Consider the following 14,504-nt stretch of genomic DNA (forward strand, 5'->3'; position numbering starts at 1 on the left):
TGCCCCCAATCAGACAAAGATCAGGCGACTGGCTGCCCCGCCGCAAAATCCCAGAAGCGACCGGGGGCCGCCTCAATCAGCGCGCGTGTATAGTCGTGTGACGGGCTTCCCAGAACATTGGCCGCCTCACCCTGCTCGACTACCTCGCCACGCTTCATCACCAGCACTTCATCACAAATTTGCGCTGCGACCCGCAGATCGTGCGTGATGAAGATGATGGCGATACCGGTGTCCTTCTGCAGTTCTGCCAGAAGATCGAGAACCTGCGCCTGCACCGACACATCAAGCGCCGACACAGCCTCGTCTGCAACCAGAATATCTGGACGCAGCGCAACCGCGCGGGCGATAGCGATGCGCTGGCGCTGCCCGCCCGAGAACTGGTGGGGATAACGCTTCAAAGCATCTTCCGGCAACGACACGATCTTCAGGAGCCGCTTGGCTTCCGCCACGGCCTCCTCATAAGGGACACCATAATTCAGCGGGCCTTCGGTCAGGCTCTGCTCGATGGTCCAGCGCGGATTGAGCGAGCGGAACGGGTCCTGAAACACGACCTGGAGTTTTTTGCGAAATGGCTTCATATCGCGCTTGCCGAGATGGGCGATATCGCGACCGTCGACAACGATTTCACCTTCCGTCGGCTCGATCAGGCGCATGATAGATCGCGCTACCGTCGTCTTGCCAGAACCGGATTCACCGACGATACCGAGCGTGCGACCCGGTTGCAGATCGAAGGTCACCTCGCGCGATGCATTGACACCGGGCTTTCTGCTGAAAATGCTGCTGCTCTGATAGGTCATGCCAAGATTGCGGACGCGGATAACTGGATCATGTCCCAGCGGCTCGCGCGCCGCACGTGGAACGAGGCTTGGCACCGAACCGAGCAGGTCTTTGGTATATTGCTGCTGCGGCTGCGTCAGCACCAGCCGGATGGTGCCGCGCTCCACGATCTCGCCGCTGCGCATCACGCAGACACGATCCGCGATTTCGGCAACCACACCCATATCATGCGTGATGAACAGCACGGCGGTTCCATGCTTTTCCTGCAATTCTGCCATCAGCGACAGAATCTGCTTTTGCGTCGTCACATCAAGCGCGGTGGTCGGTTCATCGGCAATCAGCAGCATTGGCTCCAGAATGAGCGCCATGGCGATCATGATGCGCTGGCGCTGGCCACCGGAAAGCTGATGCGGATAGCTCTGATAGATGCGCTCGACATCCGGCAGATGCACTTGTTCCATCATGTTGATGACTTTGGCGCGTTTGGCATCGGCCGACAGTGCTGTGTGAATGTCGAGGACCTCGGTGATCTGTTCGCCAACCCGCATGACAGGATTGAGCGCCGTCATCGGTTCCTGAAAGATCATGGAAATGCGCGTGGCACGCATTTTCTTCATGTCAGCAAGCGACAGTTTGAGAAGGTCGATGCCATCCAGCCGGATTGCACCGCTTTTCACCTTGAGGGCATCCTTGGGCAACAGTCCCATCGCCGTCAGGGAGGTCACGGACTTGCCTGATCCGGATTCACCGACAAGGCAAACCGTTTCACCTTTGCGGATATCAAAGCTGACATCACGCAGGACGGGCGTGCCACCCGGCAGGGCGACGATGAGGTTCTCCACCTCCAGCACAACAGGCTCTTGCGAGAAATCACGATTGCGCAGTTCCATATCAGCCCTCCCGCTTCTTGAGACGTGGATCGAGACTATCGCGCGCTGCATCGCCCAGAAGATTGATCGACAACACACACAATGTCAGCAAAAGGCCGGGCCAAAGCACAATCGACGGCTTGATGCGGAAGAACTGGCGGCCTTCTGCCATGATGTTCCCCCAGGTCGGAATTTCAGTGCTGATACCAGCACCAAGGAATGACAGGATCGCTTCGGTCAGGATTGCTGATGCGACGATATAGGTGCCCTGCACGATCAAGGGCGCCATCGTATTCGGCAGCAGGTGCCGGAAGAGAATTTTCGGTGTGCTGGACCCGAGGGCCATTGCCGCTTCGACATAAGGCTCCTCTCTGGCGCTCAGAATAACCGAACGGACCAGACGCACCACGCGCGGGATTTCGGGAATGGTGATCGCAGCGATCACTGAACCGATGGACGGTCCATTGAGCGCAACGAGTGCGATGGCAATCAGGATCGACGGCATCGCCATCAGGGCATCCATCATGCGCATGATGATGGTATCGGCAGTACGGAAGAAACCAGCGATGAGACCGATGAACACACCTGCTGCAATCGATGCTGCCGCTGCGAGAAGCCCGATCAGAAGCGAGATGCGCCCGCCGAGGATCATGCGCGAGAAGAGATCACGACCATAATTGTCCGTGCCGAGCAGATATTCATCCGAAGGTGGTTTCAGACGCATCAGAGGGTTCATAGCAAGAGGATCGTGCGGTGCGATCCAGGGTGAGATGAGGGTAAGCAGAACAATTGCGGCGAGAAGAGCGCCCGCAACCAGTGGCCCGATACCGACGCGAGCGACGCGCGGCAACGAGAACAGGCGAAGCATCCAGTGCATGCCAGCCGATGTCGATTCAGAGCGCATCAGTAACGAATCCTTGGGTCAAACAGGGTGTAGGAAAGGTCGATCAGCAAGTTGACGAACACATAAAGCGCGCTAGTCAGTAGGATCATGGCCTGAATGACGGGATAGTCGCGCGCGAGCACGGCATCCACGGTCAGGCGACCGATGCCCGGAATATTGAAGATACTCTCGGTGACGACGACACCGGAGATCAGCAAGGCAAAACCCGTACCCACGATCGTCACGACCGGCACGGCAGCGTTCTTGAGCGCGTGCACGAAAAGAAGGCGGCGGTCGCTCACACCCTTGGCGCGCGCGGTACGAATATAGTCCTCACCCAACACATCAAGCATCGCAGCGCGGGTCATGCGGGCAATGAGCGCGATATAGATGGAAGCCAATGTCAGCGCTGGAAGGATCGCGCGTTCCATGAACCCACCAAAACCGGATGAAAGCGGCTTGAAACCTTGCACCGGCAGCCATCCGAGATTGACCGAGAAAATCAACAGCAGCACATAACCGACCAGAAAGACCGGAACCGAAAAGCCGAGAACCGAAAAGCTCATGACCAGATAGTCGATCCAGGAACGATGCCGCCAGGCCGCGACGACGCCCATGGGTATCGCAACCAAAACCGCAATGATGATGGTCAGGATCGCAATCGAAATGGTCGGGCCGATGCGTTGCGAAACCATATCCAGCACTGGTACGCCGGAAATCAGCGACACGCCCAGATCGCCCTGCAATATCTTGCCCATCCAGGTGAAATATTGGGTCAGGATCGGTTCGTTGAGGCCCATAGCCTCGCGAATGCGCTCCAGCTGCTCCGTTGTGGCGGCGTCGCCTGCGAGGATCGCCGCCGGATCGCCGGGTGTAAGACGTAAAAGGAGGAAGACGAAGATCGATACCAGTAACAGAACCGGCACGAGCGCAAAAATGCGTTTTATCAGATAGACAGCCATATACACGTCCCGTGTGAGGCAGAACCGGAGGGAGGAGCCGGTTCCGCGTTGGACAGGGAGTTATCGCGCCAGAGAGATTTGCAGCGCGATAGCCGGGGCAGGATTATTCCTCTGTCTTTTTCACATTCCAGAAGACCGGCACGGGCGAACCGAGCATATCGACCACATTGGTGCGGCGTCCCTGGGGCGGGTTATATTCGCCGAGCGGAATATAGAGGACATTCTCAAGTGTATGTGCCTGTATCTTCTCGACCACGGCCTTGCGGTCTTCCGGCGACTGCGCGGCGATATAATCCTTTTTCAGGGCTTCGATCTGGTCGTCCTTCGGCCAGCCGAACCAACCCTGATCGCCACGGCCGTTCAGCATCACCGAATTGAGCGGGGTTGCGATTTCCGGAATCTGCCAGTTGGTGAAGAAGATGTTCCAGCCGCCCTTTGAAGGCTCATCCTTGGAGGCGCGGCGGCCGACCAGCGTCTGCCAGTCCATCGGCTGCATATCGACGGTGAAACCGGCCGCACGCAATTGCTGCGCGGCAACAACCGGCTGAGGCGACAGGCTCGTCACATCGGTCGGCTGCATCATCACGACCGGCGTGCCGTCATAACCAGCCTTTTTCAGGAGCGCCTTAGCTTCCTCCATATTGCCCTTCGCTGTTAGGCTTTCGGCGCCGATATCAGTGGCATTCGGTGTGCCACAACCGAAAATCGCGCCGCAAACCTTGTAATAGCTCGGGTCCGCCATCAGCGCTGCCAGCACCGGTTCCTGCGACATTGCCAGAAAGGCAGCGCGCCGGATATCCGCGTTGTCGAAAGGCGGATGTTTGAAATTCAGACGGCCCATGGTCTGGTAGCCGAGCGGATCGCGCTTTTCCAGAATGACGGAATCGTCCCCTTCAAACAACGGGACCAGATCGACCGGCACCTGCTCCATATAGTCGACTTCGCCGCTCATCAGCGCGTTGACCGCAGTCTGCGCGTCGGTCATCGTGACCCAGCGGACCTTGTCCACATTCACGACCTTGCCCCCGGCCATCCAGCTCGCAGGCTCTTTGCGCGGAATGTAATCCTCGTTCTTGACGTAACTGACGCCGACGCCCGGCTGAAATTCCGCAGGCACGAATTTGAACGGGCCCGAACCGATATGTTCGGTAATGGCCGTATCGGCGGGAGTCGCAGCGATGCGGGCGGGCATGATGAAAGGCGGCAGTGCGGACTGTTTGGACAGCGTATCGAGGAACGGCGCGAAGGGCTCCTTGAGTGTCCATACCAGCGTCTTATCGTCGGTGGCCTTGAGCGACTCCGTGACATCCATGATGAGCTGGCCGCCCGCGTCGCGCTTGGCCCAGCGTTCCAGAGACGCTACGGCATCGGCTGCGGTGACAGGCGCGCCATCGTGGAACTTGAGACCGTCACGCAGCGTAAAAGTGTAGACTTTCTGGTCGTCTGAAATCGTCCAGTCTGCCATTTGTGGCTGCGGTTTGAAATTCTCGTCCACGGCGATCAGCACATCATAGATCATATAGGCATGATCGCGTGTGATATGCGCCGTCGTGATAACTGGATCGAGGATACGCAGATCCGAATGCATGACGGCTGTCAGGGTTGTTTCAGCCCATGCATTGCTTGATAAACTACCAGCACCGAGTGCGATCAGAGAAGCGGCTATTCCGTATTTCAACCGGCGGAGAATGGGACCGGAGGTGGGGGATTTGAAAAACAGCATTTATGTGGTTCCTCTGAAGGTTTTTTCTTTATTTATGGATTGAATTCTTTCCCAAGCGGCTCGAGCCGGATGCCCGAGCGTAAATGTTTCCATGATAGTTGGGCCGGGCTCAGCGGCATGGCTCCGGGAGCCGTGCAGACCAAAAGTTTCTCGGCAATCGGCGCGAAATCTGCGCGGAAATGGACAGAGCTTTTATTGACAAGAATGGCTTCCTGTTCCGGCTCTATACCCACCATGCGATACAGGGCGCGGTCTGCCATTTGCGCCAGATTGGTCGTTACGACCACACGCGTGCCGCCAAGCCGCAGACATGCTGATGGTCCCATGTTCAGCCACGTGCCGCCATAATAGGGCCCGGTGGCATGGGCTTTCCCGTCAGACAATTTCTCGACCTGAAACCGGGCGGTGAATGGCGCGTCGCCGGCTATCCCGGATTTGCCGCCCAGCGAAATTTCAATTTCTGCTCCCTCGCCCGCGCGATGGGCGAGTGCCGCCGCCTCCGGATCGTGCATGCAGCCGATGGATGCTCTCTTCGCACCGCAGGCTACAAGTGCCCGGAGCATCCCTGTCGTGTCGGAACTGCCTCCGGCGCCCGGATTGTCCTGCGTATCGGCAATCACGATAGGGCGCTTTGCATCGCGGGAAAGTTCAATCGCCCTTTCGACCCCTTCCTCGGGTTGATAGGCAACGCCTGCAAACGACCCTTCCGCCGCGGCCAGCGCATTGGCGATGGCGTCTGCGCAACGCTCGACCGCGGCGTGGTCCCAGCCATAGGCGAAGACAGAAGGGCCGCATTCAGCAAAATCGGCGGCGGGAAATCCCATGAAAAGCGAGGCTGTCAGCACATTTTCCGGCAGGTCAACCGTCATGCCATAAAGGGCCTTGGCGGGTTGCTCGTCGGTGCATTGCCAGGCAATCGGGATGAGATAATCGCCCTGACGCATGGTCTTGTGCCAGCCATGCGGCCAGACATCCGATTTATCCATCAGGGCTTGCAATGCCTTGGCCGAACGATAACCGGTTTCAGCCATATCGACATGCGGATAAGTGCGGAAACCGACCATCACATCGGAAAGTTCGAACATGCGCTTTGTAATGTTGCCGTGCAGGTCGAGCGCGACTGCAATCGGTTCTTCCGGGCGGACGGCGCGAATCCGCTCAAGCAATTCACCTTCGCCGTCATCGACATGCGCAGCAACCATTGCACCGTGCAAGTCGATGAAAATCCCGTCGAGCGGACCACAATCCTTCAGCCCGGCAACGATTTCCGAGACGATGGTTTCATAAGCATCTTCTGTGACCGGTGCAGACGGTATCGCGCCGGCCCAGAGGATCGGCACGATGTCCCATCCCGCTTCATGGGCAAATTTCAGCGCACCGGCAATGCCGAGGTTGACGTTTTGCGCGTGATCGATAATCGCGTCACCGCGCGACAGCGGAATATAGCCGCCGCCTTGAACAAACGCCGCCAAATCGGCCGGAGCCGCGGCAAATGTATTCGTTTCATGCAAAAAGCCAGCAACAGCCACGCGTTTTGACACGAGCATACTCCCATTTCATCGATTTGCCCCCTCGGGCAGGAACGTGTATCTCTCAGCGATACATCTATATCTATTTTTATCTTAGGGACCAATTTTGGCTCTTGTCAATCCTTGAACGGCGACTAAAGATTTTTGCCATGAACACATTTCGAGACCTTGGTGGCATCTCCACTTTTCACCCCGACGAAGGGGAGGCCTACAATGAGGATCCATTGTTCCTGCGCTCTGTTGCGCGGACTGTGGCTGTCATGATGGCCTTTCAGAAAGCACGGCATCCGCTGTCACTGAGCCAGATAGCGACAGCAGCCGGGATTGACCGCAGCGCGGCACAGCGCATCGTTCATTCGTTGCAAAAACTGGATGTGATCGCCCGCGATCCCACAGATCGCGGCTACCTGCCAGGCCTGCGTATTCTCGACATGACTCATGACCTGTTGCGGCTCAATCCGATGCTACAACGCGCCAACCCGATCATGCTGGAATTACGCCGCCGCGTGCGTGAGCGCGTCGATCTTTCGCTTTTCGATGATGTGCGGGTTGTTTATGCAGTGCGCATGCCATCGAAGCACGAAATCTTCAGCGCGACGCTCGTCGGTCATGCTGTTCCGACCTATTGCACGGCTGGTGGCGTTGCCATTCTTTCACAACTGCTCGACGAGAAAATCGCGGATATCGTCAGCCGCTCCGACCTGACGCCTTTTACGCCCCATACCGTTCGATCTCTGGAAGAGGTGATGGAACAAGTTAATGCCGCGCGGGAACGCGGGCATTCTGTTTTGTGTCGCCAGCTTCTGCACGACGAAGTTGCTATTGGCGCAGCTATTCTTGATGCAGGTGGGCATCCGATCGGCGCGATTCACGTAGCTGGCAGCTTGCAAGAATGGAAGGCGGAGAGCTTCAGCAACAGTTTCGGACCACTCGTGGAAAATGCTGCACGCACAGTTTCAGAACGCCGGTAATCCCTTGCTTCGCACCGCGTTGAAGGTCGACAAACGAGTATACGACGCATTTGTGGCTGCCATCCACGCAGCGCTTCAGCAGAATGGGCAAACAGATCGAGACGTTGTGATGGGATGAATGTCTACTTCCCTCCCTTTACGGGCGCTGAGAGCATGATGAGCTTTAGGACCGCTTTGAGGAGCGTGTAAGTGTTGCGCTAATGTCCGAAATAAGACGCAAAGCGGTCATGAGTGGCTTTGATTACCAGTCAAGATTCCGGAAAAGATTTAAGACGCGACTACGCGCTGCTCAATTTGCCAAGATTTCTGCCGAACATGCGGGTTTTTTCAGTCTATACAAACTTTCAACTGCTCCGCTCCATTTGTGGTAATAGCGTTACTACATTTCGAAGGTAGATTCTGAGGTTTTGGGCGGTATTAATGTGTGAAGACTGCATCTTCAGAATGATCTGGCAAAGACGCCGGCGCCGGAAGTTATCGGCATGCCTTCAGCTCAAACAGCACCGGCCAGATGCTTACTGCGGCAGTGGGAATGTCTGCCTGGACGACCGCGTTTTCGAGTAACTCCAAGGCTACAGAACGGAAGCCTTCCCAAACCGCAGCAACATCTTTTAGCGACTTGCAAAATGCCATCATTCTGGCCGATGTTTCGCTGTTCCGCGCCCAGCTAAACAGATAAATCGCGTTTGCTAGTTCCAGAGCCAGCTGATCGACATCACCGTCGCCATGTAGGTCGGCATTCTCTCGCGGCCACCGAGACCTTGCGGTGTTAACTACTCCTGTAATCAAGTTTTGGAACTGCTCGTCAGCAGCCTGTCGGCCGAAAATCTCGGCAGCGACATCCAGCAACGCAGACCGCGAAGGATCTACGTCGAATGCCTCGTCGAGCTTTAGGTAGCTGTCAATCTTTCGTTTGAGCTCCGAGAGCGGAGGCTCATCGACGGCTGCGATGTCGACCACAAGTGAGACCAAAGAGACTAGAACACGCCAATTTTCGTCACGCATTTCTTGGATAATACGCGTCAAAAGCCCTGAAGGATCTCTCACCACGAATGCGCTATCTGGCGCTATCCAACCAGCTTTTGAGAAAACAGATATAGGGTCACGGCTGATCCAGCACTGATCCGGCGACCCAGTCGGAAGCGTCGCAAGCAACTGAGGATTCGGCACCCACTCCTCAGCTGTGACGCGACCGAGCATCGCTATCTGATCTGCCGGTAGAGTAGCACCAAGATCCACCAGTTCTGCAGAGATTGCCGCTCTCATCCGGATAGCCGAGAGGTCGAAAACGGAATTGCGTACCCACCTGCCCCAGACTTCTTGATCGTCCAAAAGTCTCAGAGGCGTCCGCGCGTGGAGCCAATTGCCGAGTGCTCCAAGAGCCGAATTCGACGGCGTAAGTACTCGCATCAACTGATCAGCATGCAGCCATAGCAGGTAAAACGCGATCTCGGGTTTCAAGTTGCGCCACGCCTCAACCAAAAGCGCCTGTCGTCCGCTGTGTCGAAGAATTGTTCGGAAGAACCGCAACCTTTCATCATCGAGCGATGTGAGGAAATTGAGATCGTCATCATTCAACTCACCGGTCTGCGCCAGCGCGAAAACGCGAGCAAGCGAGAGGGAGAGAAATCGCTCAGGGTTGTTCGGGACCTTTCGAACTGCGAGCACATAGCTGTCCAAAATTTCTTCCGGGACCCTTCGCGGAATACTGGAGAGCCTCCAAACGGCTTCCTTTGCACCAACCTTATCGCTCAACATTTTAAAGGAGGACGCAATCATCTCCTCTCCGTTTCCTGAAAACTCGCCAGGAAGCCCAAGGTAATTCAGTAGAACGCAAGGGGTCGGCAGCTCGAAATCAGCAATGCGTAACTGCTCAGTGGTTTTGAGACGAGCATCCAACAGAGTGAGTTGCCTCGAAAAATCTGCGGCATATAGGTCGTGGATAACCTCCATCCTTCGTTCAGGGCTCGGCTCGTTCGCCACGGCAACTAGTTCTTCCTCCGATATCGGCTTGCCAATACTGCCTATGGGCATCGACATCTTGAGAACGTGTTCCCTCGTTCGTGGATCCGGGTGGAGTAGCGCCATCGTAACTTGGTCAAGAGGGTAAGACTTTTGTCCTCGTTTAACGATGGCTTTCGGCTGTCCCTGTTGTTCGTCCAAAGAAATTTGCGCGAACTTCTTGCTCTCGTGGAACTCGAACTTGGCAATACGACTACTGCTTGAACACGCCTCACGAAACGCGGTCGCTAACGGACCCACCGCCACTCGTTCGTCGCTAATCTCTAGCAACATAACAGTTTGACGGTCGATTATGTTATCGATTCCCCGCCGTGAAGCCACTTGGTTAGCCCAATCGAGCGGAAAAAGTCGCAAATATTCAGCGACTACACGGCGCATCAGTGATTCGAACGCGTTCTTTAGGCGCTTATTTTTGTCGTCCGAGGCTTCAAGAAGCCTCGCCAGCATTCCGGCGATCGTCTCTGCTATGAGATCGCCTGCCTCAGGGTCAACTTCAACGAGGGGCTCAACAACCGTTGCCATCAGCCAGTTGACGTAACTGGCCCGCTCAGATTTTGCCAGCGCCGGTTCGCCGAGTTCCGCGTGGAGAGGCAGAGCCAGCGCCTGCGAGACATTCAAGGCTCCGAATTGTCGGAGGACGTTGGGTTGCTCGGAGCATGTACGATTCGGCGCGCAATCAAGACGGAGGTTCGACCAGACCCATGACGACCGCGCCCTCTTCTGTTCGTCGGTTGCGGCGGGCTCGTCCCAAATTCGCGCAAATAGATCTTGAGCAATGTGCGTGAGTTGGAGGATGCGACGGCTCTCGCCAATTACTTGGCCACTGGGATCGATCTCGACGGTGAGGTCGATATGCTTGAGATTGATGGCGTCTTGTGCAAACCAGCTCTTGATCGCCTTCAAATCATCATTTTCAATGAGCTTCCCATTCACGACTGGGGCTGCACTGATCTGAGCATAAAGTTCGTCAGCGTCTACGGGCAGGAATGAGTATCCAGCGTCGCGTAACAACTTCATCACGAGATAATATTCGGTATCACTTAGGGAGCCGACCTGTCGAAGTGTTGACAGTATTTGCCCGAGATTGACGGCGTTCGTTGACGGATTTCTCGATATGGTTCTGTCTTCGATCCAATAGAGCGGTAGATCGTCATCCTCACTTCGGGGCAGCGTTTCGAGGAGGCAACGAACATGAGCAGGAGCTTCGCGACGCATAGCTTTGAATTCTTCAACGCGCGCTGGGAGACTATGCCACTCCGAAGAACCTAAGCGGGTGGCGACTATCTTCCGAAGCTCCTCCAGCCTGTTGCCAATGCCCTCCTCGAACTCGAAAAGCGAAACTTGCGCGAGTAGTTGATCAAGATCGGCCTGTAGGATATTTGTCGGGAAAGAACGAGCTATGGGTTCGAGAAGGCCAAAGAGCATCAGGTCCAGAACCGCCGACTGGCCGACCATGACTGTGTCCAACGACAACTCGGGAAAACCCATGTCGTTTGAAATGCCGAAACTTTCACGAGCCTTTTGCATTTCCACATTCGTAAGGTGACCAGATTGGAAGGCATTTTCCAAGAGCGCGCTAAAGATGCCGAGTCCAACATCATCGTCTGGCAAGTGCCTCAGCGCTTCCAACTTGAAAACTCCGACCTTCGGAGAAGCAACGATATTGACCGCGCTGTCTCGCCGGGCGACCGCTCGCACTTGCCTAGCTATTTCTGGCGAAACCGTTCCGAATTTTGCGCGCATCTCTATCAGGGCTTCTGGGAGAGATGCCGGGACATGGATCGCGAAAACTCGCTCGATCTTGTCCAAGATTCCGACTCGATCAGCTAGGAAAAGCGCGCTTAGATCTAGCCGTAGACCCGGTCGGCGAGTGGTATCAATTACATCGGCTGTTCGCTTTGTCCCTGCGGTCAGAAACATGGGGAACTTAAGACCAAAATTCGCACGCCTCGAATTCCGGTCTCCCAGAAACAGCAAGCCATAATCTTTGGCGTCACCACTGAATGCCAAGGCTGATGGATTGCTTCCAGCAAGCCATTGATCGATTAGTGCTCTATACTGATCGGCTCGCTCGTTCATAAACTTAATGACAGCTTCAACGCTATCGAAGCGCATCATTTGACTTTCAGAATCTGGTTCGATAACCAGCCTCCCGATCATCTCGTCCTGCACCTCTCTCAACCCAAGTTCGGATGAAAGCGCCAAGAGCTGAGGAAGCAGCTCTTTTGGTAACTGGTCGCGCTGAATGTCTGCAATCACGCGTCGTGCAGTGTCAGGAGCGAAATTTCGAAGCGCGTTGGCCACCCTTAACGCATTCACGTCATCAAGCGACCGAGCCTGAATTGCATCGTTCGTCACCTGGGTCGCGTCTTCGAGCGCCCCTATGCGCACGTAGGCGTTGAAGAGCTGCCTTCTGAGATCAGAATCATCAGATTGGCTAAGTAGCGACTTCAGGTCCTTGATCAGATTCAGATGATCACCGGTCGCCTCTTGCGCCCGCAGGCGAAGCTGAACTAGCCTCGGAGGCAAGACAAGGCCAGCTCGGGACGCCTCCGTGAGCACCGCAATGGAGACTGGAGCATTGTCAGAGTGGAAGGCAGCTACAGCAACAATTTCAAACACGCGCAGGGTTCCAATGACCGTGAGCTGATTCCTCAGTTCTAGTACCTCGGCGTATGCCTTCCGAGACATGAGGAACTCAGAGCCCGCGATCAGAGCCTCGACGCTCGACAAGCCAGACGAAAGAAAGGCGACGAGCGGAGCGAAGTTCCCAGTCTCGATCCCATAGCGGACTGCTGCTGAATAAGACGCCTCTGGCGATACAGCATCTTCACCGAACTGCTTGCGCCACTCGTTGAAAAAATCTTCGGCTTCAGGAAAGTGGCTCTTAAACTTCTCGAAGACGGCGATAGCGCGCGAAGGCTTGTCCACCTTGGCAGCTAAGAGAGCGAGCGCGACTACATGTCCCGGCGTCCCCTCGCCTTTGCGCAATAGATCGCCAATGGCCTTCTTGATCTTGCCCCGACGCATAGGAAGATTGTTTTGAAGGCACCACACAATGGCAGAAGGATCTGGAACAGTCCTAGCCAACAGGTATCTTCCATACATTCTGGCCTCTTGCCTCTTTTCGGGATGCAAGATCAGTGCAGCGAGCTTCCAGATCTCAACTTCTCGGCGCAGATCGCCATCAACGACAGACAGCAGCCCTTCAAATTCCTGTCTGGCGGCATCCAGCTGATTATAAGCAGCTTGATCTGACCGGACCAACGCGCGGCTGATGGGGTCCGGGGGGCCGCCAAAACCGGGCATTACGCCTTCGACAAGAGCGGAGGCAATCCGGATAACCCCGCGTGTTAGCCGCACGATAGCGCCTTCAGGCTCCTTAGAAAGAGCTGAATTAACCAGATTCAGCGCCGCAGAAGCGCCCCCACCGGATAGCAAGGTAGCGATGCCGCGGAGACGCAGAACCTCACTGGAAACATCGTCACCGAAAAGCGGAGAAAGCACATCGAGTGCTGCATGCGGTTCTTCCGCGTCGATCCACAATCCCGCTGCAAGCTCCCGCTCCCGTCTGGTCGTAGGCATGCCGAGCTCACTAAGTGCAGCACCGACCCCGGCCGTCGCCCGGGCGATCATCACGCGGGCGGATGGATCCGGCTCTTCACTTAAAGCATCAGCCTCCGACACGAGCGCGTCAACCTTGTCGAGGTCACCTTCAGTGAGTTCGATCATGGCAAGAATACGAAGCCCTTTAGCACGGACCGCAGGATCGATCGTTTGCCAAGTGGCCTCTTCAGCGCGATTTGACGTAAACCATTTGCGGATAGCCGATCTCTTGCCGCGTCTAAGCTCGGTTATCGACGCTTCAAGTTCACGGGAAACTGCGCTGTTAAAGGGGGCAACTATCGCGTCTTGTAACTGGGCCGCTAATGCGGCGATCGAGCCACCAAGCTTATTGGGCGACACGGTAGACGAGGGGTTGACTGACGGACTATCGCTTTCGATCTCCGCCGACATAGCATCCACCCAGTACCGATTAAAATACCGGTCAATCAACCGAGGGTCGTTTCGTAAAAGGTCCGAAATATGGACAGAATCCCATAGATGAAATTGAATCCCTCTCTTGGCGAGAGACTTGGCAAGTATTCGTGCCGCTTCGTTCATGTCGTCGTCGTTGGCGGTGACGGTCACGGCGAGGATGAAGTGACGAACGTTTTTGCCCTTCCAGTGACCATCCAAGTGGGCGCAAAAATCCTGGATCCATGGGCGAAACTCCCACGCATCGACCTTCTGATAACATTTGGCAGAAAGCACAACGACGGGATCGTGCAACTTATCGAAGCCCTCTACATCGACTCCATACTGCTCTACTCCGGGTGTACGCTTTAATGCCACCCGAAGAACTTCTTTAAACACTGGCTTTAAGATCGCTCGGCAAAGTTCTTCGAACTTTCTCGATCCAACAGCGACGAGCGGAAGTACGTCTTCACGGTGCCCGGACGGCAGAGGGACCCCGGTTTCAACCGTCTTTCCCCGCTGCGGCTCTTTGGTTTTGCTATTTACTGGTTTCTTAGTAGCCATCTACGAATCCGTGCATTAGCAGATCGTTAAAGCACGAATCGCGAGCATAGAAAATCTTTGCATTACATCATCCGACAGATTTTTTGGGCAACTTGCCGAAATGACTTTTGTTGTTTTCCAATCAGCCGTTAGCTGGGCGATTGGCCGACGATTCCCGACGGGTTCACAACACGCCGCTGGTGAATCC

The 14,504-nt window shown here is 55.6% G+C and carries 7 protein-coding genes; 1 reads left to right on the forward strand and 6 read right to left on the reverse strand.

Annotated features, from left to right (window positions below; all coding sequences use genetic code 11):
• Positions 1–20 precede the first annotated feature (20 nt).
• The 5 genes from FHW00_RS20410 to FHW00_RS20430 form a co-directional block, all read right to left on the reverse strand.
• Complete coding sequence (locus FHW00_RS20410) at positions 21–1,667, reverse strand: ABC transporter ATP-binding protein (protein WP_078340589.1); 1,647 nt, start codon at positions 1,665–1,667, stop codon at positions 21–23.
• 1 nt (position 1,668) lies between these two features.
• Positions 1,669–2,550 carry an ABC transporter permease gene (locus FHW00_RS20415; protein WP_078340590.1) on the reverse strand — a complete coding sequence of 294 codons (882 nt, stop codon included), beginning with the start codon at positions 2,548–2,550 and terminating at the stop codon, positions 1,669–1,671.
• Entirely contained in the window at positions 2,550–3,491 is a 942-nt protein-coding gene (locus tag FHW00_RS20420) for an ABC transporter permease (protein ID WP_078340612.1), read from the reverse strand. The genes FHW00_RS20415 and FHW00_RS20420 overlap by 1 nt, the downstream gene beginning before the upstream one ends.
• Before the next feature lie 103 nt (positions 3,492–3,594).
• Positions 3,595–5,214, reverse strand: coding sequence for an ABC transporter substrate-binding protein (locus tag FHW00_RS20425; RefSeq protein ID WP_078340591.1), 1,620 nt, complete (start codon positions 5,212–5,214; stop codon positions 3,595–3,597).
• Between the two features lie 32 nt (positions 5,215–5,246).
• Positions 5,247–6,761, reverse strand: coding sequence for a M81 family metallopeptidase (locus FHW00_RS20430; RefSeq protein WP_078340592.1), 1,515 nt, complete (start codon positions 6,759–6,761; stop codon positions 5,247–5,249).
• A gap of 131 nt (positions 6,762–6,892) precedes the next feature.
• On the opposite strand from FHW00_RS20430, the gene FHW00_RS20435 reads away from it, so the two are divergent.
• Positions 6,893–7,714, forward strand: a complete 822-nt coding sequence (locus FHW00_RS20435; protein ID WP_078340593.1) for an IclR family transcriptional regulator — start codon at positions 6,893–6,895, stop codon at positions 7,712–7,714.
• A gap of 474 nt (positions 7,715–8,188) precedes the next feature.
• Here FHW00_RS20435 and FHW00_RS20440 read toward each other — a convergent pair whose 3' ends face one another.
• Positions 8,189–14,317 carry a hypothetical protein gene (locus FHW00_RS20440; protein WP_078340594.1) on the reverse strand — a complete coding sequence of 2,043 codons (6,129 nt, stop codon included), beginning with the start codon at positions 14,315–14,317 and terminating at the stop codon, positions 8,189–8,191.
• Positions 14,318–14,504: the final 187 nt, after the last annotated feature.

This window comes from Ochrobactrum sp. P6BSIII (assembly GCF_014138065.1).
Taxonomy (GTDB): Bacteria; Pseudomonadota; Alphaproteobacteria; order Rhizobiales; family Rhizobiaceae; genus Brucella.

Bases quoted from the DNA above. Each gene is read 5' to 3' on its own strand.
- FHW00_RS20415 (WP_078340590.1), bottom strand. From the start codon at position 2,550: ATGCGCTCTGAATCGACATCGGCTGGCATGCACTGGATGCTTCGCCTG.
- FHW00_RS20440 (WP_078340594.1), bottom strand. From the start codon at position 14,317: ATGGCTACTAAGAAACCAGTAAATAGCAAAACCAAAGAGCCGCAGCGG.
- FHW00_RS20435 (WP_078340593.1), top strand. From the start codon at position 6,893: ATGAACACATTTCGAGACCTTGGTGGCATCTCCACTTTTCACCCCGAC.
- FHW00_RS20425 (WP_078340591.1), bottom strand. From the start codon at position 5,214: ATGCTGTTTTTCAAATCCCCCACCTCCGGTCCCATTCTCCGCCGGTTG.
- FHW00_RS20420 (WP_078340612.1), bottom strand. From the start codon at position 3,491: ATGGCTGTCTATCTGATAAAACGCATTTTTGCGCTCGTGCCGGTTCTG.
- FHW00_RS20410 (WP_078340589.1), bottom strand. From the start codon at position 1,667: ATGGAACTGCGCAATCGTGATTTCTCGCAAGAGCCTGTTGTGCTGGAG.
- FHW00_RS20430 (WP_078340592.1), bottom strand. From the start codon at position 6,761: ATGCTCGTGTCAAAACGCGTGGCTGTTGCTGGCTTTTTGCATGAAACG.